Here is a 433-nt window from a genome sequence, read left to right as displayed (position 1 = left end):
AAAATTACTCGGATTAACAGATAAACATTTATTTTTTGATGAAGAATGGCTGATTGAAAAAGAATATAAAGGCGTTCAAGCGCAGTTTATTAAAGGAAAATTGGATGACTCACCTTCCCATTGTGAACACTGTGGATCGATTCGTATTATCCGCAACGGTTCCTATACGACACGTACTCAGATATTGAAAGTCAAAGAAAAGTTGACTATTTTAGAATTAAAACGTACCCGTTTTCTCTGCTATGATTGTGGGCAGACCTTTTCTGCGAAAACGGACTTAGTTGATGAACATCATCAACTAACAAAGGAACTGAAGCAGGCGATTCTCATGGAACTGTACGAAAATCAATCACGTAAACTAATCGCTAAGAAGTACTTCGTCTCGGATGGGACGGTGACACGGATCTTGCGTGAAGCAACGAAGCATTACCAG

Annotated in this window: 1 protein-coding gene; it reads left to right on the top strand. The window is 39.0% G+C overall.

Annotation, left to right across the window (positions count from 1 at the left end; all coding sequences use genetic code 11):
* The coding region (locus tag ACTFWY_RS17835; protein WP_439939979.1) for a transposase family protein at nt 1–433 on the top strand (433 nt) is incomplete at both ends.

The organism is Enterococcus sp. 125944 (genome assembly GCF_051909435.1).
GTDB classification, from domain to species: Bacteria; Bacillota; Bacilli; order Lactobacillales; family Enterococcaceae; genus Enterococcus_D; species Enterococcus_D gallinarum.
This window is presented reverse-complemented; position numbering and strand designations above follow the sequence as displayed.